The organism is Rhodopirellula sp. MGV, assembly GCF_002251265.1.
Classification (GTDB): Bacteria; Planctomycetota; Planctomycetia; order Pirellulales; family Pirellulaceae; genus Stieleria; species Stieleria baltica_A.
Map to the genome: position 1 here is coordinate 87056 of NZ_NPDI01000073.1, position 25380 is coordinate 112435.

Sequence of the window (25380 nt, forward strand, 5' to 3'; positions counted from 1 at the left end):
TGCCACAGAGCCCCATCTCTTCCCAGATGGCTTCATTCACCGCCGTCCGTCGGCGGCGGAATCGAGTTCAAATTCAGTTCATCGAGCAAGTCCTGGAAGTCGGTTCGGCCGGAGAGCACGTCTAGCGGCTCGACGACCTTTCCATTCTCCACAATCGCATCCATGCTTGCTCCCAATTGAATTGCCACCCGAAGATCTTTGACAGCGTCTTGGCCGAACGATTCTCGGATGTCTTTGTGTTCCGATTGCGTCGCGTCGGCATATGCTTTTGCCCGCCATCGCGCGGCGTCGAGTCGTACGCCACGCTCTTGGGAGAACGTTTTCACACACTCACCGATCGCTTGATCCATCTCAAATAGATCACCACTTTTTTGCAGCGTCTTGATGAATAGGGAGTAGTCCTTTTTTAGATTGCCACGAAATTCTTCGTTGTAAGGATTGGCTTCGAAACACTGTTGGTGAACTTTGATCGCATCGCGGAGAATTTTGCCGCACTTGTCGAACTCGTTTTGCATGTATGCGACAACCGCCACATTGTATCGAGCCGTGGCCATGCGATTGCGGTATTCAACGTTTTCTGGAAAGTCTTGTGTGAGTTTCTGTAGGGTGGATTCTGCGCGACCGAAGTACTCCGACGCTTCTCCGAGTTCATTCTGGCTGCCCTTGATCGATCCTCGGGTGTTCAGCGCATTGGCAAGTTCGCTTTTCAGGCTTGCATATCGAGGGAACTGAGCAACAAGTTCGTCCAGCGACTCGATTGAAAGCAAGTTCACGTCCAGGGCGTCGGTGAATTGTTTTTCGGTAACCAGCGTGTTGGCGAGGTTGTTTCGAAAGATAGCCACATCCTGTCGATGCTCGCGGATATCAGCGAAGTCCGAGTGCAGCTCGATCGCCTGCCTGATTTGCTCTTTGGCCTCCTCGGTCCGCTTCTCTTGTTTCAGCAGAATGCCGTAGTTGTTGAAGGTTCTTCCCAAATCCAAGCGGTAGCTTCGAGCGAGCGAATCGTCTGACGTGCCACCGCCGGCGTCTTTCACGAGTGTTCCAAGCAGCTCAATCGCTGCTTGATAGTCGGGTTCGGCCAACTCCTGTCGCCCTTGTTCGCTGAGCATCACACCGCGGTTGTAGAGCACTCGGGCAAGTAGGTGGCGTGAGTCGTCGTCGGAATCCTGATCTCTCATCAGTTCAGAATAGAGTGCCTTCGCTTGCTCGATCGCACCGAATGCAGGTTCCGGATCGCGAGGTTTCAGCAGCAGCGCCATGGAGATATAGCTTTCGGCCAAAGCAAGCGAGTACTGTCGGTTGTCTGGTTCGGCCGAGATCAACACAATCAGTTGCGTAATCGATGCTTTAAGGGCCTGTTGAGACCGATCGAATTGATCCAGGATGCGAAACACGTTGCCGATAGATTGATGCACCATCGCAGCGTCAAACTGCAGCGATCGATCTTCGGGACGCTGCTGCAGAAACCGGTTGTAAAAGTCCGTAGCCTTGTCGAGCAACTCGACACGTTTTTTTTCTTTGCGCGGCACATCGGCCAACAGTTTGGCCTGCTCGACCATTTGTTCGACCGCCACCAAAGCGATCTGCAAATTTTCAACTTTCTGACGTCTCTCGGATTCCACCATCGATGATCGCTGCTGCGATGTTTTTGCAAAGTGGAGCGTCGAGGAACCGAACACCAGCAGAGAAATGATGAGACACGCCGCAAGTCCGGTGATCAATGGACGTTTGCCGCACCATCTTGCGATGCGTTTACCAGGTGAGATCTGACGAGCCAGGATTGGCTCGCCACGCAAGTAGCGATCCAGGTCGTCGGCCAGATCCTGAGCGGTCGAGTATCGATCACTTGGATTTTTCTCCAGGCATTTCATACAGATTGTGTCTAAGTCGGCGCTCATCCGAACTCGACTGACCGATGCTGGAGGTCGCGGCGTTTCGTTTTGAACTTTCATCAACAGGCCGATGACCGTTTCGGAATAAAACGGGACACGGCCGGTCAATATCTCATAAAGGATTGCCCCCAACGAGTAGATGTCGGTCGCCTCGGCGATTTCATTGGAACGACCAAACGCTTGCTCGGGCGACATGTAAGCCGGTGTGCCGAGCACCTGCCCGGTGCCGGTCAATTCGGTCTGGCTGTGCATGACTTTGGAGAGACCAAAGTCGGTGATTCGCGGATTGCCGTGTTCATCCAACAGGATATTGGCGGGTTTCAGATCTCGGTGGATAATTCCTTTCGAATGAGCATACTGAACCGCCCGGGCGAGCGTGCGCACGAACTCGGCGGACCGTTGATCGCCCATTCGCTCGTTGGAGATCAATTTCTCGAGACTGGGGCCGTCGACGAACCCCATCGAAAAAAAGTGCAGACCGTCTTGTTCCCCGATATCAAACACCGGGACGATGTTGGGATGATCTAAACGGGCTGCTGCTTTAGCTTCGTTTTTAAAGCGTTGGATTTCACCTGCGCCGGCGAGGTTCCCGCTCAGGATCATTTTGAGCGCGACAATCCTGTTGGCTTCGATTTGACGGGCACGAAAGACAATCCCCATCCCTCCGCGCGCGATCTCGCCAAGGAGTTCGTAACCGTCAAACTCGACGAGCGGCAGACGAGTCGATCGTGGCGGTGCGGTGTGCTCTCGATCCGATCGAGTCTGGGTCAGACATTGGTCCCTCGGTATCTCGCTTGTGTCACCGGACACGTTTTCGAGCGAGAACGCGTTTAGGATTTCGGTTTCAAAGTTTGGGAATCGTTTAACAACATCGTGCGGACGAATGGGCAGGCTGTTCTGATTCCAGTAGTGAATGTCTAGCCGCAATAGCTCCGTGAACAAGTCAGGCTGGACTGGCGAGTCGAGTTGCTGGAGGAACTCGCCGAGATCGGGGCGATTACCGGCGAGCCATTGTCGCTCATAGCGATCACAAATCACGTCCATGCGTTGAAGTGGACGCTGCTTCGCGAGCGACGAATTCTTTTCCTGATCGGTACTCAACGATTCGGTACTCCCATCGACCAAGAGTGTAGCTCCGCTGCGGGGATCCTACCAGCCACTCAATGAGCAATGGTGAACAAGCAATCTCGGGGTTGCCCCCGCAAGCGCCCGACGCCGACTCCCCAGAGTCAAAACAGACGCAACGCATTCACACACCATGTACGAACGCAGCTCCGTGGAACGAGCATTGATGCATATTAAACTCGCCCCGGAGGGGCCGTCGTTGCTAGCTCGGGGCGGCAGACCGTGAATCAACCAGGCTTTACTGGCGAGCAAACGGTACACACTGCGTCTGGCGACCGAGATGACCTTCGCAACCGCAACGTATGCACACACCATTTACAACTGCAGCTCCGTGGAACGAGCATTGATGCATATTAAACCCGCCCCGGAGGGGCCGTCTTTGTTAGCTCGGGGCGGCAGCCCCGAGTTTCTGAGACCACACACCGTAGTCGCCTCGGAGGGGCCGGCGTTGCGGCCGCCATCCCGTCGACTCGTCGTTCACGCCATCGCACCGAAAATCTGCTGGAGCTTAGACTCCAGCTGGACCTTCCATTTGGCGATTCACATCTGTCTTGATTGCTGCCTCACTCTCGCTGGTGCGAGAGTGAGTTCGAATCTTGATGACCTACCGAAGCGGACTAACTGGTCTGCTGGTTGGACGCGATGACGTACTCGTTGACGATGTCGCCTTTGGCCAGATGCTCGTCAAAAATGCGGTCGATGACCGCTGGGGTACAGAAGCCGTACCAGACATCGTCCGGCAGCACGCCAATAATCGGGCCTGCTTTGCAGATGTCGAGACAAGCTGATTTGATACGGATCACCGGGGCATGGCCGGCCTTGCGCAATTCGCGACAGCGCGTCTTCAAGTGTTTCCAAGCTTCAGCCATCGCTTCGCCTTTGCAACACTTGCCGGTCTTTCGATCCATGCAGATCACCAGCACATGACTCGATCGCCCGAAGCCTAACTTGACGGCTTTCTTCGCCGCCGACGCGACTTCGGGCTTTCCATTCTTGACGTCTTTCATTCGTCGTCGCGATTGATCACTGGGTTGGAAATCCCAGCGTCATTGACTTCGGGGGAAGAGACGACGCCTTCGACTTCCTCGCCTTTGGCTTTCATCTTCCGCTGAATCGACTCGCCGATCACGTTCGTGATCTGCTCTTCGTCGAGCTCTTCCTGTTCGACCAATTCTTTCGTCAGTTTATCCAGGTCAGCGCGATGTTCACGTAGCAGTTGCTCGGCACGTTGATCGGCTTCGAGCAAGATTCGCGAGACCTCTTCGTCGATCAGTTCCTGCGTGTGTTCGCTAAACTGACGCTGCTGGTGCATCTCGCGGCCCAAGAACGGATCCTCGTCGCTGGTCTTGTAGCAAACCGGTCCGAGCTTTGGACTCATCCCCCAAGTCGTGACCATACGTCGGGCAATGCCGGTCGCGCGTTCGATGTCGTTTTCCGCACCGACCGTCGGCTCGTCATAGACGATCTTTTCAGCGGCGCGTCCGCCGAGCAGCACGATCAATTGATGCTCAAGTTCCTTCTTGCTGACGTTTAAGCGATCTTCGTTGGGCACGTACTGCGTCACGCCAAGTGCACGTCCGCGTGGGACGATCGTTACCTTGTGAACCGTGTGTGCACCGTCGAGGTGCCAAGCGGTCAACGTGTGGCCGGCTTCGTGATACGCCGTCTTTTCCTTTTCAATGCCTTTCAGTACTTCTTCACGTTTAGCGCCCATCAAGATCTTGTCGCGGGCGTAATCGAAGTCGTTCATGTCGACTTCTTTCTTGTCATTGCGGGCGGCCCACAACGCAGCTTCGTTGACCATGTTCTGGATGTCCGCACCGGTCAGACCGATAGTACCGGCTGCCAAACGGTCGAGTTTTACGTCGTCAGCCAAAGGCACGTCGCGTACGTGGACCTTGAAGATCTCCTCGCGGCCTTTCATCGTCGGGCGATTGACGGTGATGTGACGATCGAAACGTCCGGGACGGAGTAATGCTGGATCCAAAACGTCCGGGCGGTTGGTTGCGGCGATCACGATGACCGCTTGGCTTGGCGTAAAACCATCCATCTCGCCGAGGATTTGGTTCAGCGTTTGTTCGCGTTCGTCATGTCCGCCGCCAAGACCGGCGCCACGTTGACGACCAACCGCATCGATTTCGTCGATGAAGATAATCGCGGGGCTGTTCTGTTTGGCTGTCTGGAACAAGTCACGCACACGACTGGCACCGACACCGACGAACATCTGAATGAATTCGCTACCGTTGACCGAAAAGAACGGCACCTCGGCTTCGCCGGCAACGGCGCGAGCCAACAGGGTTTTACCGGTTCCGGGAGGTCCGTTCAGCAACACGCCTTTCGGCACGCGACCGCCGAGCTTTTGAAACTTGTCCGGCGTCTTCAGGTAGTCAACGATCTCTTGCAAGTCCGCTTTGACGCCTTCCAATCCGGCGACGTCTTTGAACGTCACCGTTTTTTCGTTGGCTTCGAAACGCTTCGCAGGACTTTTTCCAAAGCCCGACAGGAATCCGCCGCCCATGATGTCGTTGCGGGTCCGCCGGATCATCATGAACACGAACAGCAACAGCAGGATCGGCAGCCCGACAAAGATCAACAGTTGGAACATCTCGCGCGAGTTATCGCGGTCGAGGTATTCGAACGGCACTTTCGCTCGGTCCAAGTCGTCTTCCAAGCGAGCCGACGATTCGGAATCTAGCGACAAGTTGAAATAGAACTTTTTCTGCAGCTTGACCGGGTTGCCGTCTTCATCCTTTTCGACGACGGGACGGCCGTCTTTGATGACCGGCGGCGCTTCCGGTTCGACTTTGAACGTCCCATACACCCGGCCTGCACCGATGCGGACCGATTCGACGTTGTTGTCTTCAAGCAATTCGTTCTTGAAGAAGCTGTACTTGATGCGGGACCCGTTGTCCTCGGTTCTCCAAAACAGGATCGCGAAAGCCGCCAAGATCACCAACGCGATCAGCAGGCCGCTGTTTCGACGTGGTGGATCGCTTTTTGCTTCCGGTTCTTCGCGACGATTTTCCATAAGTGTTTTGTTTTAAGTGCGACGCGTTCGCTGGCGAACGCAGATTGAGAGTAGTGATTGTTTGGGTGAGCAACCTGGAGGTGTTCGTGGCAGGTTGCCAGAGCTTGGTCGAACGAAGCAAACCCAGTGCCGTTTTCTGTCCAGTGCCGTTTTCATCTCCGAAAACAGTTTGCCGCCTGGTTCCAGTTTATCGGCGTGTCAAAACATGGGTTGGGGTTCCGCCGTGGTTGGCGGTCCCTGGGGGCACATTCCGTCGTGATTGGGCCACCTTAGTGAGGATTGTATCAATTCCTCGGAAAAACCGAATCCGCCTCGACGCCACCAAATTGACTTAGCTTCGCCAAGCCGGTGGGACGCTACGGCCTGCCGATTCGGCATCGTCCAGGTGAGCCTCGACCTCGGACCTCCCCAGATGTCGGATTTCGCACACCTCGTCAAATGTGAAGCCTTCACTAAACAGCCGCCAAGTCCAATAGGCGTTCCGATGCGATTGGGGCTGCTCAGCGCTGCCGCCTAGCGAATTGCCCATCTGACCTACACTTGGCAATTCAACATCATCGGGCTCGTCATCCCAATCCTCTTCCTCCGCACCAGTCTCGTCTGTGTCGTCCTGGTCACTGTATCCATGGGACGGGGCCGGAACGTTGGACTCGGTGGGAACACTAATTTTTGCTGGGGCGATTTCCAAGTCGGACGGCGGATCAGATGCACCGTCACCGAGTTCTTCCAAGTGCAAACTCTCGCTCGACCGGATCACTTCCAAGATGTCGTACCCGTGTTGCTCCATCGTCGATGGACCGATCCCGGCGATTTCTTCGAGCTCGCTGCTCGTTGCAGGACGAATTTCGGCGAGCCGCTGCAACGTCGCGTTGCTCAAAACACGAAACGCAGGGATACCAAGCGCGGCAGAAGTTCGACGCCGCCATCGTTTCAGCGATTCGCTGACCGCTTGAGTCAGCTTTTGTTCGGGGCTGGTCAAATCATCCAAGGTCACTTTGATTCCGGTTGACTCGGAATCAGATGATGTCGCGTCCGCCGCGTCAATGCTGCTGTCGGAATCAAGTTCTTGTTCGTCTTGATCGCCAACATCGGCTGATTCGATATGCGCGGCTGCCGAGATCAGCGATTTGGCCAAGCTTTTATTTAATGACGCAACGAAGGCGGGCGGCAGCGGGGCACGCAAATGCATGACTTCGCGGCCAAGGTCACTGATTTCGACAGTCGGTCGCCGTTGATCGACTTCGCGTTGGACGGCCATCCCGTGATCGATCAAGGCATCGATGACACGGCACAGTTGGCTTTGTTTCATCGCCGACAACATGCCGTAGGTGCTGAGCCGATTGAGTTTCCACTGGGACATCTTTTTGTTCTGCGAGCCACACAACATCTGCGCGACCATCGTTTTTCCAAACCGGCCATGCATCCGTGTGCAACCGCTGAGCACCACACGGACGCCGCAAAGGATCGCTTTCGTTTGCGCATCGCTGACTTGAACGGGAGCGGTACCGACACCTCCCACGCAGCATCGATCGCACTTGCCACAGTTCTTGCTGTCGGGATCACCGAAGTAATCCAGGATCACACGTTGTCGACAACCGCCGCTGCGCGCGAAACCGATCACCGCGTCCAACTTGCCGTACTCGGCAGCCTTTCGACGGGCGAGTTCATCGAAGTCGATGTTGACGAGCTCAAACGGCACGTCGCGTTGGACAAAGTGAACGGCACGGCCACGAAACGGCGGGACATAGTCAAACCCGTTCAGCCGACCCAGCTCGCGCAGCGTTCGCATCAACTGTTCGCGACTGACATCGGCTTGCCGAAGCAATCGATCGGGGCGAATGAACACGTCTTCGTAGCGGCGTTTTTTGACGAAGTGTTCGATCGCTTTCATCACGCGGCGACGCAATTTCGCTTCACGCGGCAAGTAGTCGACCAGCGTCGGCGTATCGCTATCGATGCGCACCATCAATTGGTTCTGGCTGCTGTCGAGTCGCCGAAGCACGCCTGCTTTTGACAACAACGATTCGGACATCCCGATGGCTTCGGCACTATCGGCACCAACGGCATCGCGGACTTGATCGAGTGTCAGTTCGATCGGATCTTCGGGACGGGCCAACAAGTACTCGTAAACCTTTTGCACCGTTTCCTTGGACGGGTAACGGTTCTCGATGAAGTACTCTTGGGTGTAGCGGTCGTTGTAGGAGAACAGCAGTTTGCAGGAGCTTTCCAGGCCGTCACGTCCGGCGCGGCCAGCCTCCTGGTAATACGCCTCCAGCGTGCCCGGCATGTTGTAGTGGACGACGTAGCGGATGTCGGCTTTGTCGATGCCCATCCCGAACGCGTTGGTCGCCACGATCGCGGCCAAATCGCCAGCCATGAATTTCTCTTGGACGATCCGCCGCTGTTCGGGATCCATGCCGCCGTGATACACGCCGACGGGCCGACGGATTTTTTCAGGCAACCATTGCCCGACGGTTTCACATGCGCGGCGTGTGGCCGCGTACACGATCCCCGTTCCGGATTGAGTCCGGATAAAGTCGGTGAGCTGCTGATCCTTTTCGGCTTCGCCTTTGCTTTGCGTGACTTCGAGAAACAGATTCGTTCGCGCGAACCCTTTGACGAACACCTGTGGCTCGTTCAGTTCCAAGATCGCGCAGATGTCTTCGCGAACCGCTTCGGTCGCGGTTGCGGTCAGCGCGATCGTTTGAACGTTTTTCAGATAGCGTTTCCGCATCTGGCCCAAACGGGCATAGTCGGGCCGAAAGTCGTGCCCCCATTCACTGACGCAGTGTGCTTCGTCGATCGCCAGCAAGGTGACGTTGCAGTGTCCGAGCGTTTCGACAAACTGGCTGTTTCGCAATCGCTCGGGGGCGATGTAAACCAGTTTCAATTCGCCGCGTCGCATCGAATCCATGACGTCTTGTTGTTGACGCAGGTCCAATGTGGAATTGATCAGTTCGGCGGCGATCCCGTGCTGACGTAGCGTGTCGACTTGGTCCTTCATCAACGCGATCAGCGGCGAAACCACAATCGTCACGCCATCGCGAGCCAGCGACGGCAGCTGATAACACAGACTTTTTCCGCCGCCGGTAGGCATCACGCACATGACGTCGTGCCCGTCCGCGACCGCCTGGATCACCTCGGCTTGCCCTTTTCGGAAACTGCGCAGCCCGAACCGTTCGAGCAGCTTGGTGTTGTCCGTCGCGAGCGAATTCATTGACCGATCCATCCCGAATGTCGATTGAGTGCTGCGAAAGTATACGAAACGGGCGAAAAAACAAAGTCACCGTCTTTGCCGGTGATCTGCCGGGCATTGGGCATCAGCGAACACGCCATCAAGCATTGCGGCTGGCGCTGCCGCATGGTTTCGGCGGCGCAGCTCGTTTATACTTCACAGGTTGCGAATTGTCCCACCAGGTGGGCAGGTCGCGCGAATACCGCATCCCGGTGCCTTCCCTCCAGCGTTCTCCCCTTTTTGTATTGCCATGACCGTTTTGTTCCAACCATCGACCATTTGCTCCACGGTCCGCAGAAAGACTTTTGGCCTGTTGCTCTTGGCCGGCGTCATGGCATCCGGTGCCTCGGCTCAGACACCTGTTTTCACGGACGACTTTGAATCCGGAACCGACAAATGGGAATTTCTGGATCCCAAGACCTGGGACCACAATGCAAAGCACGGGTCGCACGCGATCGAAATCACCGCCCGGGAGAGCGACTACCAACCGCCGGTACGTAGCCCCCACCACGTGGCCTTGATCAAGGACCTGTCGCTGAAGAGCTTTGAGCTGACGTTTCGGGTCAAGAGCACCAAAGACACAGGAAACCACCGTGATTGTTGCGTCTTTTTCAACTACAAAGACGACCAGCATTTCTACTATGTCCACTTGGGTGCCAAGCCGGACCCCGCCAGCGGCCAAATCATGATCGTAAACGAGGCCCCGCGAGCCCCGCTGACCAAAAACGAAAAACGCACGCCATGGGACGACCAATGGCACCAAGTCAAACTGATTCGCGACGTCAACAGCGGCGAAATCAGCGTCTATTTCGACGACATGGACGAACCACATTTGACAGTCGTCGATAAAACCTTCACACAAGGCCGTGTCGGTCTCGGCTCGTTTGACGACCTCGACGCGTTTGATGACGTCTCGATCATCGAACGGTAACCACACCGCCAACCATTGAACCTCACCCTCGGTTTGCCCCAAGGAAACAAGTTTGCTTATGAGTGATTACGGCATGTTCAGCGATGACTATTACGTCAATATGAACCTGGCAACCGAACTGGATTTGCCACAGCAGCGCGAATCCGTCCTGCACTTTTTTGAACAAGTCCGCCGCCGTTTCCCCTCTATGGCCAACTTTTACTCGCGTGAAAAGAGCGAGTTCATTTTGGAAGAGGAAAAGGAACGCGGTGCGCACCAGTGGGTTTCCACCGAGCCACGCCGACTGAACAGCGGCGCGCTCAACCCCGAATCACTGGAAGCAGCGTTCGAGTTACACCGAACGATCCTAGAATTGGTCCCCTACGAACTTTCAATCACGCCGCTGGATTGTGAATCCCTGAGCGTGATGTTCGGTTTCGACTATGGGTATCGCGGGAACCACAACGAGATTCTGACCAAAGCGATCGGCGTCGCGCCGGCTTTTGAGCGGTTGGTCAATCAGCCCTACGGCAAAATGTTGTCCAACGAGCCGTCGATCCATTTCGCGCTGGACGAGGACTGCCGCACGCAGTGCCGGGTGAGCTTCGAGTCTCGCACCACGGCCTATCAAGTTCGCACCGGCGACTTCAGCGAAGATCAATTGAGCGTCTACATGACAGTCCGTCGCTTCGACAGCTTGGGACCGAACGAATCCTTCCACGAAGAATTCTCACGTCTAGCAGCGCTCGGCCGTGACCTGATCGACGAATTCCTCGTCGGCAGCGTGCTGCGGCCGCTGCAAGAAGCGATCTCGCTGCACTAACTACTTTGCACTCAGTTCTTTGACTGACTCAACGAGTGCAATTGCATTCTCCACGGGCGTCTCTTTTAGCACGCCGTGGCCGAGGTTGAAGATGTGACCGTCTAAATCCTTGACCGTGTCCAGCAATGCTGCGGCACGTTTGCGAATCAGCTCCGGCTCTCCCAACAACACTGCCGGGTCCAAGTTGCCTTGAACGCTCTTGTCGTGGCCGATTCGGTCCCACGCCTTGCGTAGCGAGATTCGCCAGTCGACACCGACGACGGTACGACGATCGCCCCGAAGCAGCGGGAGTAGCTCTGGGTTGCCGGTCGCGAAATTGATCACCGGGACGCCGGGGGCGATCCCGCTGATGATCTTGTCCATCCAGGGCAGCACGAATTCGGTGTATTCGCTAGGCGACAAACATCCCGCCCAGCTATCGAACAGCTGCACACATTGTGCGCCCGCCGCAATTTGGTGGTTCAGGTAAACGGTAACGGCTTCCGTCAATGTCGCCATCAACTCCGCCCACGCACCGCCGCTTGGTGAGCTCAGCGAGGCGTACATCAGCTTTTTGGTGTTCATGTAGACCTTGCTACCGCCGCCTTCAATCGCATAGCTGGCCAGCGTGAACGGTGAGCCCGAAAATCCGATCACCGGCAGATGCTCGGGCAGGTCTTTACGTGTTTGACGCACTGTCTCGTAAACAAAGCCCAGTGATTGAGGATCTTCCAAACGCTTCAAGCGGTCAATGTCAGCTTCTTCGCGAATCGGGTTGTGAATCACCGGGCCGTCGCCAGCGACAAACTCAAGGTCAAACCCGAGTGGCTCGAGCAACGGCAAGAGGTCCGAAAAGATGATGGCGGCATCGACGCCCAATCGATCGACCGCGGTGCACATCACTTCGCTGCAAAGCTTGGGGTTGTAACACAGTTCCAGGAAGCTTTGGTTGGCACGGACTTCGCGGTATTCGGCCATGTAGCGACCGGCCTGACGCATCAACCAAATTGGCGTGCGTTCGGTCGCTTCGCCACGACAAGCTTTCATAAACAAGCTGTCGACCGAAGGGTGTTGCTGCGAAGCGTCGACGTTTTCGATAGCCATGTCTTTGGATTCCTGAATCACAATATCCGATTGACGCCAGCGGCGTTTCTGCGCGATCAAACTGGCCGACTGACGCGCGGACTCGACCACGAGGTGTCCCATTTTGGGGTGTGACGGTTCCATGTCAGCCTGTAAATCACATTCGTTCAACATCTGAGTTGTCGTTGGGCCGATCGAGATGATCGCGGTCGATCGCAGGCCTTGGCGGAGCTGTTTTGAGACGCCCATCTGTTCGGCCATCCGCATCATGTTGACGATTTGATGAGCGCTGGTCAGCAACAGGATGTCGCGTTTGCCGTCGGCGAGTGCTTGGATGTTTTCACGCAGCGGGTCGGTTTGCTCGGGGAATTCCCAGCCATAGACACGCACCGGCGAAACGATTGCTCCGCGTGCTTCCAAACCGGCGATCAGTGATGCGTTGGAGATGCCGTACTCTTGCAGCCCGATGACTTGGTTGGCGATCTGCACCTTCTCGTGATCGATGTACTGCAGGATCTCTCGCCACGTGTTGGGTTCGCCAACGCGGTGGGTCGGCTGGATCCCCAGTTCACGCATTGCGGCGACCGGTTTGGGTCCGCGGCAGATGGTGGTGATGTCGGACAGCGCGTCGATGAAACGCTGGGTGTCGACGTGTTTCTCGATCGCCTTGACCAAGAACCGAAACCCGACGCCGGTCATGAACACGACGATCCCGATTTCGCCCGTGATCACGCGATACGCAAAGTCAATTGCCTCGCGATTCGGCTCGATGGGCACTTCACGCATCGAAGGGCTGACATGGGCCACACCGCCATACCGCTGGATCAGACGCTCCATCTCGGACGCGCGGCGGCTTTCGAGCGAAGCGACGTGAAGACCGGAAAAGTCAGCATCAACGGACATGGGCACTACGTGGGGAAGGTTCGAGGGTGGAAGGTGAGACACCGGAAATTGCCGCTAGAACGCATCGGCAAACTCTAGGTCGGCAAAACGGCTTGTCGTTGGGGCCGAATTCATCCAGAAGACCGGCTGACGGCATTGTAGAGGTTTGCCGCTAGGTTACGATTACCCTTCCGTTTTTGCCAATTGGCGTCGCTTTCTGAGGTTGTCCCTCGTGTTTTGCACGAGGGCAGATTCGAATCCGTGAAAGCTGGCAGGCCAGTCGGTCCCCCTTCGAGTCCGTGATTCAGCGTTTTCCGATGCCACGCAGCCCGCTTCGTTCGCCCCGACCATCGATCGACCTGTCAAAGCACTTGATGTTGATGCGTGGCTACTCGCAACACCCCGCCGCGGAGGAGACGCTTGCCGACATCCCCACGCAGCTGTGTAGCGAAGTCTTGTTTGGCAACGACGCACCGCTCGAATTGGAAATCGGCAGCGGCAAAGGGCTGTTCCTAAAAACGGCGTCCGAAACGACGCCCGAGCACAACTTTCTTGGGATCGAGATCGTTCACAAGTACGCGAAACACACTGCGGCACGCCTCTCCAAAGCACAACGCGAAAACGCTCGGATCATTTCCGGTGATGCCGGGCCGCTCGTCGCCGACCGTATCCCAGATGGGTCGCTGGAAGCAGTCCACGTGTACTTCCCCGATCCCTGGTGGAAGAAACGGCATCGCAAGCGCCGAGTCGTCAACGAATCGAGCGTGCAAAACTTCTTGCGAAAGCTTCGCCCGGGCGGACGCTTCCATTTTTGGACCGACGTGTTGGACTACTTCGAATCGACCGTCGAAATGATCGCGGCCGTCACACCTGAATTTGGCGTCCCGATTCCGGAACAGAAAAAACAGTCCACGCACGACTTGGATTACCGCACGCACTTCGAACGTCGCAGCCGTCAAAACCAAATCCCCGTGTATCGCGTGCGTTACGAAAAACGCGGTTAAGGTATCCGCCGCGAAGACAACGAGCGGTCTGCTATACTGTTGCGGCAGAACACGTTTTCTCTGGAGTCGACACATCGAAAATGCGGGATGAGCTTTCGATATTACTGGTCGAAGACGACGACGACACTCGCATCACATTGACGGATGTGTTGGAGATCGATGGGAACGAAGTCATCGTCGCCAGCTCGATCGCCGAAGCCATCGAATTGCTCGACGCCAGCATCGCAATCATCATCTTGGATCGAAAGCTTCCTGATGGTCCCGCCGAGCGGCACATTCCGCAACTACGTCTGAAAGCCCCCGATGCCGAAATCGTCATTGTGACTGGCTATGCAGACATGGACAGCACGATCTCGGCCTTCCGATCGGGTGCATCGGATTTTCTGCTCAAGCCGATCAATCCCGAAGCCCTGCGTCACACCGTTTTTCGCATCGTCCAAAAGAAGACGACGGAGCTGAAGCTTCGCAAAGAGCAACGGTTTGCCAATCGCGTCCTGACCACGGCAGAAGCGATCGTCTTGGTATTGGACCTCAAAGGCCACATCATTCGGTTCAATCCATACTTCGAAAAGATCAGCGGCTGGAAACTGGACGAGGTCCAGGGTAAAGACTGGTTCGCGACCTTTGTGCCAACGAGCACCTTGGAATCGATTCGTGATGTGTTCTTGTTGACCCAAACCAGCGGGTCGTCGACTGGCGTGATCAATGCGATCATCACTCGCGACGGAAGCGAGCGTCAAATTCGTTGGTGCAACACGACGCTCGAACGCGATTCCGGCGAAATCGAAGCGGTCTTGGCTGTCGGCGTTGACGTGACCGAGTTTGTCGACGCACAAGCCAAGGTCGCGCAAAGTGAACGCCTCGCCGCGATCGGCCAAACGATGGCTTCGCTCGCACACGAAAGCCGAAATGCTTTGCAACGAATTCAGTCCGGCCTAGAACTGCTCGAACTGGATATTGGTAATGATCCCGAATCAGCAAAGGACTTACTGACGGTCAAACGCGCCGCAGCGGATCTGAATTCGCTACTCGAAGAAATCCGCTCCTTCGCCGCACCGATCCAGCTCCATTTGGTGCAAGCGGACCTGCGTGACGTTTACCAACGCGCATGGCGAAATCTGGAATCCAATCGCCAGAATCGACAGTGCGAACTGGTCGAATTGGACCATCGTCACCAAATCAAAACGACGATCGATACGATGCGTCTGGAGCAGGTATTCCGCAACCTGTTTGAGAATTCGTTGGCAGCGAGCAGTGATCCCGCCACGATCAAAATCGAACTCGATCAGGCTGACCCTCAGCAAACACGCATCGTGGTGAGCGACAACGGGCCGGGACTTTCGAAGGACCAGTGCGAACAAATTTTCGAGCCGTTTTACACAACCAAATCCCGGGGCACCGGACTGGGTCTCGCAATCGTCAAACGCATCGTCGATGCACATCAAGGAACGATCAAGGTCCTTCACTGCGTCTCGGAGCTGGGCGGCATGTCTCTGCAAATCACACTGCCCAACCAAGTCCACAACAGCTGGACTTAACGCGTCGAAAATCTAGACGGCCAATCGCTGGCCCGGCGTATAGCGAACTTCCATCATTTCGATCTTTTGACGGGTCGCTTGCAGGACTTCGAACGCTGCGTCACCGATCGTGAAGTTCGCACCTGATTCGGGGATTTCACCAAGATGACTGAGCACATAGCCGGCGATCGTTTCGTAGTCGTCGCTCTCGGGAAGGTCCCAGTGTAATCGATCGTTTAGATCGTCGATCATCACACGACCGCTGACGACGACGGTGTGTTCGTCGATGACGTCAAAGCGTGTTTCTTCCTCTTCGTCAGATTCGTCAACGATTTCGCCAACGATTTCTTCCAATGCGTCTTCGATGGTGACCACGCCCGCGGTCTGCTGGAATTCGTCCAGCACAATCGCCATGTGGCTGCGACTGTGCAGGAATTCGCGCAACAGGAATTCCACGCTGCGGTCGACCGGAACCGTCCACGCGTGTCGCATCAGCGATTCGAGCGACTTTTTGGGGGCACGTCCGCCTGCAATTTCAGGAAGCAAATCTTTGACGTATAAGATCCCCACGATGTCATCCAGATTCTCACGGTAGACGGGCAATCGGGTTCGCCCGGATTCGATGACCGTGCTGAGGATCTCGTCCCAACTGTCACCAATCTCGACCGCGTCGATGTCGCCCCGAACGGTCATGATATGTCCGACATTCTCGTCGTTCAGTTCCATCACGTTCTGGATCATTTCCCGGACGCCGGGGCCAAAGATCCCGGCATTCGTTCCGGCCGCCGCAATGGTACGGATTTCATCTTCGATCAGCTCTTCGGAATCATCTTCATGCTCGTTTTTACCTGACAGGCGTGCGGTCAAAGCTTCGATGATTTCACCCGGTACTGAAAACGGATTCATCACCGACGAAAGCGCTCGCCAAAACGGCCAGGTGTGATAGAGCACCGGTGCAGACGCAAAGCGGGTCACCACTTCGGGCAACCATGAATGGACGAACATCATCGAAATGATCGCTAACAAAGTCCATGCGAGCAGCGAACCGATTTCCCAGGTCAAACCGATCGCTTCGGCGTCTTGTTGCGAGATAATCAGTGCCGCGGTCCCTGAGACCAAAAACAGCACCGTGCCGATCATTCGCAGGTATTCGCTACCTCGGATTACCGAGTCCTGGTGTTCGAGGACGGCACCGAATCGGTCACGATTTCGCTTGACGCGGCAGAACGCTTCGAGAGATCGTCCTGCAAAAGAGTCCAGAAGTTCCGCCCCCAGGCCACCGACGCTGCTGAGTAGAAAGCCGCTTGCCGAGATCAAGAAATAAGGCAACGGACTGTTCATGCCTGCGGCGCCTCGTCCAGCGCGATGCCCAATTCTGACAGGACTGCTTGCTCTGAATCACGCATCGCTTGACGGTCGTCGTCTTCGTGGTCGTCCATGCCGCCGATATGCAGCACGCCGTGGATCACATACAGCAACAATTCGGTTGCCGTGTCGGACCCGAATTCGATCGCGTTCTCGTGTGCGGTCTCGACGCTGACGACTAATTCGCCTTCTAGATGTGTGCCATCTTCGGCGTAGGGAAAGCTGATCACATCGGTCGGGTAATCGTGTCCGAGATGTTCGCGATTGATTTCGTGAATCGACGAATCATCGGTGATCATCACGCCCAATTGCCCGGATCGAAAGCCGCGATGTCGTGCGGCCGCGATCGCAGCTTCGGCGATTTGTTGGTTGGAAAGCCCGAGGGTCTCTTTCCAGGACTGGATGCAGTCTTCCCAGATCAGATCGACGCAAATCTTGGTGTCCGAATCGCTCATCGAACGATCAAGCGGGCTGCTGGCTGGGGTATTTGACACGAGCGTGATAAATGGCGGTAAGAGATTTAACCAAACTTTTTCGGACGAGGTTCAATTGGCGGAAAGTCAGTCCACATTCGTCGAACTGGCCGTCTGCCATTTTCTTTTGGGCGATTTTATCGACCAAGCTTTGGATACGCGCGGGGGTAGGATCGACCAGCGTCCGGCTGGCACTTTCCACCGCATCGGCCAACATCATCACAGCCGCTTCCAGCGTCTGTGGTTTGGGGCCGGGGTAGCGGAAGTCCTTGTCGCTGACTTCTTTTTCGTCTGGGTTTTCTTCGCTGCGTTTGGCAGCTTCATGGAAGAAATACTCGACCAGTGTGGTCCCGTGGTGCTGCAGGATCAAGTCGATCAACGGCTGCGGCAAATGGTGATTCCTCGCGAGGTCGGCACCATCTTTGACGTGGGCGATGATCACCAAAGTACTCATCGCTGGCTGCAACGAGTCGTGCTGATTCACGCCATTTTGGTTTTCGATGAAGTACTCCGGCTTGAACATCTTGCCGATGTCGTGGAAGTACGAACCGACTCGGACCAACAGCCCATTTGCGCCGATCGAGTCGGCGGCGGCTTCGGCGATCGATGCAACATTGATGCTGTGGTTGTAGGTGCCGGGGGCACGCTGGGCCAAACGACGCAACAGCGGGTGACTGGCATCGCTCAGCTTTAACAGACTGAGGTCCGTCTGCACGCCAAAGAACTTTTCGATGAACGGCAACACCGGTGTCAATGCTGCGGCAGAGACCAAGATAAACACGCCCGCTCTCACACTGTCCGTCGCCAGCATCGTCAGCACGTTGATGAACGTCATCTGACCGACGGGCGCAACCTTCGGTGCCGTGATCTGACTGACCGACATCGTTTCGCCGGTTACGATCCCGACCCCGACCATTGTCAACATTGTCACCGCGGCCGAGATCAGCCCGACAAACAACAGGTGACTTGTCGACCGAATTCGACCTGTCAACAGCGTCGCGCTTGTGGTCGCTGCGGCCAACATCACCAAGTGACGAAGGTCTTCGTTCAAAAAGAGCGTCACGCTGATACTTGCCGCGGCCATCAACAACAACGCCAAATCGCGACCGTAAACGATTGCCGCGATGATCGAAGCGACGACCAACGGTGCCAACTCACTGCGATAGCGATCATTCGCAGCCCAAAAACTCAGCCCGATGGTTGCGACGATCAACAACAGCATCTTCGACAGCTTGACACGATCCATCACCAACGAGCGATCGTCGACAAAGAAAATGTACGAGCCACAAAGCAAGTACAGCGCGGCGACCATGCCCGCATACGCCGCCAGCCTGGAGACGCGGTCGAGCATCCCACGATAAGTGGTCCATTGCAGGTGTTCCTGACGGAGCAGCTTCAATTGCTCTTGGTCGAGTGCTTCACCGGCAGAAGCGAGTTCGGACCGGCCGGCGTAATACTGTTTCATGACCGGGGCAACATTCGCCGCGACTTCGGCGCGAGCCTTATCACTCGCTTCGTTGTCATAAGCGAGTGTTTCGTACTCCGGCAAACGTGCTCCGATCCAGCGGCTAATCATTTTGGCCACTTGGCGGTACTTGTCTGTATCGCCATAGAGCAAACGGAACTCGTCTGCGAGCATCTTCTCGATGCGTTCACCCATCAAGGCGACCTGTACGTCTTCGACGCTGATCGTGACCGCGTCTGCGGGGTCGACGTTGTAGACGCGAATGAACTGTTGGTTGCCCTGTTCAGGATCATGCTTCAGCGATTGCAGAACGCCGTAGTCGAACTCGTCCTTGACGAGGTGCTTGAAAGCCGTCTGCAGCTTTTTCAATTCGGAGTCGTTCTTGAAAACTTCTTTTAAAGCGGCGAACTGGTCCTGTGCAGTTGGCCGACTGCCATCGACAGTTTCCGGGGTTAGCGGATCGTTCGCGATGAATTCTTCAAAAGCGACTTTCTCGTCATTGTTCATCTCGTCGATCGAAGGAGCTTCGAGGACGACGAACAAGCGGTTGTTCAGCCGCGCGCCGAGTTGCTGCAGGGGTGCAGGGTTATTCCGATAAAACACCGGCACACCGAGGATTTGCTGCAACCGTCGGGCGTGGGTTTCGATCTCGTTTTCGACTTCGAAATCGACTTTTGCGATCACGTCGCGTGTGGGAATCAAGCCACTGCGAAATGCGAACCTAGGTTCCCAGGTTCTGCAGATGATCAGCAATGCGGCAGCGGCAAATAAACCGATCGCAGCTCGGACGGCCCAATCGGCTTTGTCGCTATCGATCCACCATTGCACAAACCGAGGCTTGGGAATTCCCAACGACTCGATTCGCTCTTGACGGGTCCGCGTCTTGGATTGACCATTCATCACATCGGATCACAGCCCAGTGAAGGGACTAGCGATCCAGGGTTTCCTCGCCATTCGGGTTGGATTCAGCGACTACACGAACGCCGCCACGTCGCTGTCGCATCGGAACTGCAGTGTCATCGTCGTCATAAGCTTCGACGATTCGTTGGACCAAGGCATGCCGCACGATGTCTTCGCCCGACAACCTTACCACCCCAATTGCTTTGATTCGGCTTAACCGCCGCAACGCGTCGTGCAAGCCACTGGTCACGCCACGTGGCAAATCGAGCTGCGTGGCATCGCCGCTGACCACCATTTTGCTGCGTTCCCCCATTCGGGTCAGGAACATCTTCATTTGTGCGATGGTCGTGTTCTGCGCTTCGTCCAAAATGATAAAGGCATCGTTAAGCGTTCGCCCTCGCATGTAAGCCAAGGGGATCACCTCAATGATTTCCTGTTCCATTAACTCGCGTGCACGGTCGTAATCGACCATCTCTCCGAGTGCATCGAGCAACGGACGCAAATACGGGTTCAGCTTCGCCCGCAAGTCACCCGGCAAAAATCCCAGGCTTTCGCCCGCTTCGACAGCCGGGCGAACCAGGACGATCTTGCGAATCTGACCGGCTTTGAGTGCCTCGACAGCAGTTGCAACCGCGAGGAACGTTTTTCCACAACCCGCTGGGCCTGTTGCGAACGTCAAATCGTGCTCACGGATGGCGTCGACGTAACGTGCTTGCCCGGCGGTGCGAGGCCGGATTCGACGCCCCGCGTGACGAATCTGAATGTCTTCGCCGCTAGCAGCTGCCTTGGCCGGCTTTTGTCCGTCACGAGGCGTTGCGCCTTCTTCCACCGCGGCGGTTTCAACGTCCTCGCCACCGATGGCACCTTGCTTTTGGATTTTGTGCCGCAGCTTTTCAAGCGCGCGCAGCGCACCGTTGACGTTCTCGCCCTCGCCAGCGATTCGCACGCGTCCATTTCGATGCGTGATCGTGACATCGAACAACTGCCGCAGAATTCGTAAATGCTGGTCACGCGGTCCGAAAAGCTGCAGTAGCTCGTCGGGTGCGCTGACCGTCAATGTGGCTTCAGTCATTCAAAAGGGGCCGACTGCGGGCCGTCATCTCCTAAAACGTTGGTGGACGTCTTCGTGATTGATTTCAGTTCGTGGTACTCTCATCTGGCAGAAATCCGCCGGAGGATGCGTTTATCGTATCGCTCTCGACTTCGATCCACACGCGATTATTACCCACCAACTCCGGACACGAAGCAGAAAAATGCTGGGATACTGGACGCGATCAGCGAATCGGTAACATCCCATACCCCCCCTAATCCGGGAAGCAGGCTGCCACTGTCCTTCACGCCACAGTCACGCTTGAACAGTGATTCCGCTAAATCGCCGATCATTCCGGAGATTGCCAAGGACGGGCCCAGGACCAAAGCCCCCCAAAGTGGCTGCCCCAGAAAACCGGCCAAACCAGATTTGACGGCTTGCCCGGAAACAGCACCTGGCGCGGACACGTTGCTTGCGCCAATCGCCTCGAACAAGACAATTAGGCAAACATAGGCGACAAGTGTCGATGCGATGATCCCACCAATCGATCCTTCAATTGTCTTTCCTGGCGATAGACGAGGAATCAATTTGTGACGACCGAGCATACGCCCGGAGAAGTACGCCCCCATATCAGCGACTTTTGTCACTAAGACGGTCGTGATCAATGCCGCTAGCCCAAATCGCCCGGGCAACCCAGGGCCATCCAAACTGCGCACAGCCACCAGTATCGCCATCGGCAATCCGACATACATCGATACGAAAACAGCCGAGCAGGTTCGCCGGATGGCTCGTCCAAGTTCGACTTCCTGGTGAAGGCCATATTCACGCATCTCGGCCATCAGCATGACAAAGGTTGCAACAGTAGCTGCCAAGACAATCCAGCCGAGTCGCCCGACAGGACAATCCGATGGATACGTTTCGCCGGCGATCAACCACAGATATGGCACCGCAGACGAAAGCGAAACCATCGTCGCTCCCATCACTGCCGTCTTCGGACGAATGGGATGCCCACCGCGTTTCAGCATCGACGACATCTCCCATGCGGTACCGATCGCGAAAAACGCGAGCAGCGGCATCAGCCACAGCCCGGCCGCACCGTCGACCGCCTGAAAGCTATCCAGGCAAAGCAAAATGACCGTCAGTGTGATGAGGATCGTGCTCGAAAAAATACGATCACGCAGCATTAATTCAGTTACCTCGTTGCGCCAGCTTTGGCACAGCGTGCGGTTTTGTTTTGGAAGGATCGCTTGCGATCTCTATTGGCCAACCGAAAGGCCTCCGAATCGCCGATCACGATTCTGGAAACTCTCCATGGCACGTTCAAATTCGATTCTCGAAAACTCGGGCCAACAGGTCTCCGTAACCCAAAGCTCGGCATAACTCAATTGCCACAACAAGAAGTTGCTCACCCGCAGTTCTCCGCCAGTGCGAATCATCAAATCTACATCAGGTAGACGGCTTGTGTACAACCGATCGTTAATTGACTGTTCGGAAATCTGATCGATCGAAAGCTTGCCTGCTTGGACATCTTCGCACAGCAACTTCGCCGCCCGAGTCAGTTCATCGCGACCACCATAGTCGATCGCGAGTACCAACTTGGTGCCCGTATTGTCAGCGGAAACACGGATCGTTTCATCGATTTCGGCAATTACCTTTTCTGGCAGCCGATCACGGCGTCCAATCACTTGCAGACGCAGATTCTGCTTCATGATCAACGGCCGTTCTTCGACCAGGTACTGCTGCAGAAGTTCCATCAGGAAGTCGAGTTCTTCCTGTGGCCGCTTCCAGTTCTCGCTCGACAGGCAGTACAGCGTAAGCGCCCCGATTCCAAGCTCGGTACACGTTTCGCTGACCATCCGCACGGTATCAACGCCCCGGCGGTGCCCTTCGATCCGCGGCATGCCACGGGCCTGAGCCCAGCGGCCGTTACCATCCATGATGATCGCGATATGTTCCGGCAGGGGGCCGCGTTTATCGGCGGCTTCACCTGCGAGATCGCTTGATTGATCCTTGGCGTTCATTTCGTGATCGCGCGTTGAAGCGTCTAGGCTCCGATCGGCTGCAGGTTCAACTTGTCTGCTTGCGACGTGAAGATAGTTTGCGATCGATCTGGCCCGACAGACAACACACCGACCGGGATACCAACCAATTCTTCGACACGACGCACATAGGCAATTGCGCCGGCGGGGAAGTCTTCTTCGCGGCGAACTTCATCAACCGGTTGCTTCCAGCCCTCGATGGTTTCATAGATCGGCTTGCATCGACGCAATTGATCGGCGTGGCTGGGGAAACGAGTAATTCGCTCGCCATCGAGTTCGTATGCGACACAAATTTTGAGCTCATCCAGATGGGCAAGAACGTCCATCATCATCAGCGCCAATCGCGTCACGCCACTCAATCGAGCTGTGTACCGTACGGCAACTGCGTCGAACCAACCACAACGGCGTGGGCGCCCAGTGGTGGTGCCAAACTCGTTGCCGAGGGTACGGATTCGGTCGCCGGTTTCGTCTTCGAGTTCGGTGACGAAAGGGCCACCGCCGACGCGAGTACTGTAGGCCTTGCAGACTCCCAATACGGTGTTGATCCAACGTGGAGGCACACCGGCACCAGCACACACGCCAACTCCGCTGCTATTACTGCTGGTCACAAACGGATAGGTACCGTGATCGATATCCAGCAACGCCCCTTGGGCACCTTCGAACAAGATGCGTTTGTCAGCTTCGCAGGCATCCAAAACATAGTCAGTGGTATCGCTGACCATTGGGCCCAAGCGATCCGCCCATACGGCAGCTTTGGCGATCACCGTTTCCGGCGCGATCGATGCGAGTTCTTCTTCCGATGCACCGAGGCTGCGCAAGATGGCTTGCTTTTGCTCGGCAACGACGCGTAGACGTTCGTCACGGGTCGGTTGAATCAGGTCGGTCATGCGGATCGCATGAGTCCGGCCGACTTTGTCGCGGTAGCAGGGTCCAATGCCGCGATTGGTCGTACCGATCGATTCACCACGAACGGCGGTGGCGTTGATTTGACGATCCTCGGCGATATGCCAAGGCATCACCAAGTGCGCGCGCTCGCTGATTCGCATGTTCTGGGCGCAATCGATGCCGCGTTTCGCGAGGCCATCGATTTCGGTGATGATGGTCTCGGGATTGATCACCACGCCAGGCGTGATCAAGTTCTCGACACCGGTATGCAAAATACCGCTAGGAATGTGATGCAGCTTGTAGACTTCGTCGCCGACCACGACCGTGTGGCCCGCATTGGCACCACCTTGGTAACGAACAACGAGATCAAACTGAGGAGCGAGCAAATCGACCAACTTGCCTTTTGCTTCGTCACCCCACTGCAGACCGATTACGCAGGTTCCCGACACCGATTCACTCCGGAGGCAATTGTATCGGCCGGCTCTGAATCAATTCGCCGGCGCAGAATCCAAAAGCGTAAACTTCAAAGGTCGCGGTGACAACGGGAGCGGATGAAAGAGCGGCCAGACATTTCGGCTTCCCGACAATTTCATCGCAGACTGGGGAATTCTGGAACGAAAACCCCGTTCCGACCGACGAGTCCCCTGTCTATACTCGCCCCGTCGCGAGGCCCCAAGTTGGGGTCGATTCCGGTGCAAGCCTCGTGAATGCCTTTTTCGCCTCCTTAAAACAGAGATAATGTCGGACTACAGCCTGACCCACCTAAAGCAGCTTGAAGCAGAAAGCATTCATATTTTCCGAGAAGTTGCCGCAGAATTCAAAAACCCCGTGATGCTCTACAGCATCGGGAAGGACTCGTCCGTCCTGCTGCACCTCGCACTCAAGGCCTTCGCCCCGGCGAAACCGCCGTTTCCACTGCTGCACGTCGACACCACCTGGAAATTCAAAGAGATGTACGACTTTCGCGACAACTACGTCGCGAAAGAACTCGGCCTGGAATTGCTGGTCCACATCAACGAAGACGGTCTCAAACACGGCATCAAACCGTGGGAAGACAGCGAGCGTCACACCGAACTGATGAAAACCGACGCCCTCAAAGCTGCGTTGGACAAGTACAAATTCGACGCCGCCTTCGGTGGTGCACGCCGCGACGAAGAAAAGAGCCGAGCGAAAGAACGCGTCTTTAGCTTCCGCGACAAGTCGCACCGTTGGGATCCCAAAAACCAACGGCCAGAACTGTGGAACCTCTACAACGCTCGCGTCAACAAGGGCGAGTCGATTCGCGTGTTCCCAATGAGCAACTGGACCGAGTTGGACGTCTGGCAATACATCCACCTGGAAAAGATTCCGATCGTCCCGCTGTACCTGTCCGAAAAACGCAAAGTCGTTAAACGCGATGGCATCCTGCTGATGCGAAATGACGACCGTATGCCGCTACTGGACGGCGAAGTCGAAGAAGAAAAAATGGTTCGTTTCCGAACCCTCGGGTGCTACCCACTAAGCGGTGCCGTCGAATCGGAAGCGACAGACTTGGTCGACGTGATTCAAGAAATGTTGTTGGCAACCACCTCCGAACGCCAAGGTCGAATCATCGACCAAGACGAAGGCGGTGCGGGAATGGAAGAGAAGAAACGCCGCGGTTACTTCTAGTCACTTCCATCTGATCCGGACAATCCTCGAAGCGCCGTTTGCCGCAATTCGGCGCAACGCAATCGGCTCGGCCCACTCGGCCTTGCCACGTCAAT

Annotated in this window: 17 protein-coding genes; 5 read left to right on the forward strand and 12 right to left on the reverse strand. The window is 55.9% G+C overall.

What is annotated here, in order from left to right; translation table 11 throughout:
• Positions 1–32 precede the first annotated feature (32 nt).
• The 4 genes from CGZ80_RS25440 to CGZ80_RS25455 form a co-directional block, all read right to left on the reverse strand.
• Positions 33–2993 carry a serine/threonine-protein kinase gene (locus tag CGZ80_RS25440; protein WP_143544153.1) on the reverse strand — a complete coding sequence of 987 codons (2961 nt, stop codon included), beginning with the start codon at positions 2991–2993 and terminating at the stop codon, positions 33–35.
• A gap of 641 nt (positions 2994–3634) precedes the next feature.
• Positions 3635–4024, reverse strand: a complete 390-nt coding sequence (locus CGZ80_RS25445) for a (2Fe-2S) ferredoxin domain-containing protein (RefSeq protein ID WP_094418496.1) — start codon at positions 4022–4024, stop codon at positions 3635–3637.
• Entirely contained in the window at positions 4021–6045 is a 2025-nt protein-coding gene (ftsH, locus tag CGZ80_RS25450) for an ATP-dependent zinc metalloprotease FtsH (RefSeq protein WP_094418497.1), read from the reverse strand. Before ftsH ends, CGZ80_RS25445 begins: the two co-directional genes overlap by 4 nt.
• Before the next feature lie 331 nt (positions 6046–6376).
• Positions 6377–9262 (reverse strand): ATP-dependent DNA helicase RecQ, encoded by a 2886-nt coding sequence (locus CGZ80_RS25455; RefSeq protein ID WP_233148668.1) that lies wholly within the window; start codon positions 9260–9262, stop codon positions 6377–6379.
• Positions 9263–9611: 349 nt separating this feature from the next.
• Between CGZ80_RS25455 and CGZ80_RS25460 the strand changes: the two genes are divergently transcribed.
• The gene (locus tag CGZ80_RS25460; RefSeq protein ID WP_094418570.1) at positions 9612–10211 is read left to right on the forward strand and encodes a hypothetical protein; all 600 of its coding nucleotides are present in this window, start codon (positions 9612–9614) and stop codon (positions 10209–10211) included.
• 58 nt (positions 10212–10269) lie between these two features.
• Entirely contained in the window at positions 10270–11013 is a 744-nt protein-coding gene (locus CGZ80_RS25465; protein ID WP_094418499.1) for a hypothetical protein, read from the forward strand.
• On the opposite strand, the gene hemE is transcribed toward CGZ80_RS25465, so the two are convergent.
• On the reverse strand, positions 11014–12978 hold the full coding sequence (hemE, locus tag CGZ80_RS25470) for a uroporphyrinogen decarboxylase (RefSeq protein ID WP_094418500.1): 1965 nt from the start codon (positions 12976–12978) through the stop codon (positions 11014–11016).
• Between the two features lie 296 nt (positions 12979–13274).
• Between hemE and trmB the strand changes: the two genes are divergently transcribed.
• Together trmB and CGZ80_RS25480 are read left to right on the forward strand one after the other, a co-directional pair.
• Positions 13275–13961, forward strand: coding sequence for a tRNA (guanosine(46)-N7)-methyltransferase TrmB (trmB, locus tag CGZ80_RS25475; protein WP_094418501.1), 687 nt, complete (start codon positions 13275–13277; stop codon positions 13959–13961).
• Positions 13962–14041: 80 nt separating this feature from the next.
• Entirely contained in the window at positions 14042–15499 is a 1458-nt protein-coding gene (locus CGZ80_RS25480) for an ATP-binding protein (protein ID WP_094418502.1), read from the forward strand.
• Between the two features lie 12 nt (positions 15500–15511).
• On the opposite strand, the gene CGZ80_RS25485 is transcribed toward CGZ80_RS25480, so the two are convergent.
• From CGZ80_RS25485 to CGZ80_RS25515, 7 genes are all read right to left on the reverse strand, one after another.
• Positions 15512–16819: a hemolysin family protein gene (locus tag CGZ80_RS25485; RefSeq protein ID WP_094418503.1), complete on the reverse strand. Its 1308-nt coding sequence runs from the start codon at positions 16817–16819 to the stop codon at positions 15512–15514.
• Positions 16816–17298, reverse strand: a complete 483-nt coding sequence (gene ybeY / locus CGZ80_RS25490; protein ID WP_143544154.1) for an rRNA maturation RNase YbeY — start codon at positions 17296–17298, stop codon at positions 16816–16818. Before ybeY ends, CGZ80_RS25485 begins: the two co-directional genes overlap by 4 nt.
• 7 nt (positions 17299–17305) lie before the next feature.
• Entirely contained in the window at positions 17306–19681 is a 2376-nt protein-coding gene (locus CGZ80_RS25495; RefSeq protein WP_094418505.1) for an HD family phosphohydrolase, read from the reverse strand.
• Between the two features lie 28 nt (positions 19682–19709).
• Complete coding sequence (locus CGZ80_RS25500; RefSeq protein WP_094418506.1) at positions 19710–20753, reverse strand: PhoH family protein; 1044 nt, start codon at positions 20751–20753, stop codon at positions 19710–19712.
• 149 nt (positions 20754–20902) lie between these two features.
• A complete protein-coding gene (locus tag CGZ80_RS25505) occupies positions 20903–21895 on the reverse strand; it encodes a phosphatidate cytidylyltransferase (protein ID WP_094418507.1) in 993 nt (330 codons plus the stop codon).
• 72 nt (positions 21896–21967) lie between these two features.
• Positions 21968–22732, reverse strand: a complete 765-nt coding sequence (locus tag CGZ80_RS25510; protein ID WP_094418508.1) for an isoprenyl transferase — start codon at positions 22730–22732, stop codon at positions 21968–21970.
• 23 nt (positions 22733–22755) lie between these two features.
• A complete protein-coding gene (locus tag CGZ80_RS25515) occupies positions 22756–24084 on the reverse strand; it encodes an adenylosuccinate synthase (protein WP_198953789.1) in 1329 nt (442 codons plus the stop codon).
• Positions 24085–24373: 289 nt separating this feature from the next.
• Here CGZ80_RS25515 and cysD point away from each other — a divergent pair, with 289 nt between their 5' ends.
• Complete coding sequence (cysD, locus tag CGZ80_RS25520; RefSeq protein ID WP_094418509.1) at positions 24374–25285, forward strand: sulfate adenylyltransferase subunit CysD; 912 nt, start codon at positions 24374–24376, stop codon at positions 25283–25285.
• The last annotated feature ends 95 nt before the right edge of the window (positions 25286–25380 follow it).